The organism is Burkholderia sp. SIMBA_051 (assembly GCF_046534915.1).
Taxonomy (GTDB): Bacteria; Pseudomonadota; Gammaproteobacteria; order Burkholderiales; family Burkholderiaceae; genus Burkholderia; species Burkholderia ambifaria.
In genome coordinates, this window is record NZ_JAWRXS010000116.1 from 1 (window position 1) to 332 (window position 332).

1 protein-coding gene is annotated in these 332 nt (G+C 67.5%); it reads left to right on the forward strand.

Features of this window, described 5'->3' with window-relative positions:
- Nucleotides 1-122: 122 nt before the first annotated feature.
- Nucleotides 123-332 (forward strand): LacI family DNA-binding transcriptional regulator (locus SB771_RS33810; protein ID WP_410721894.1); only part of this gene is annotated, 210 nt, incomplete at its 3' end.

The window sequence follows — 332 nt, forward strand, 5'->3', positions numbered from 1 at the left end:
GCAACCGAACGCCCGCATCCCCCGCCACGCGTTCTTGCGAAACTGCCTCGCCGCGCGTCATCGCGAAGTCACAAACGTTTTCGATAATCCACTCGCCGAAAACGTTTACATCGCGTCACGCCATGCCCCAGACCATCAAGGACGTCGCCGCCCTCGCCGGCTTCTCCATCGCCACCGTATCGCGTGCGATCAACGCGCCGCACACCGTCAGCCCCGCGACGCTGGCGGCGATCCGCACCGCGATCGACACGCTGCAGTTCCGCCCGAGCCCGCTCGGCCGTCAATTGCGCGGCGAGCGCACGCGCCTCGTCGGCGTCGTCGTGCCGACGATC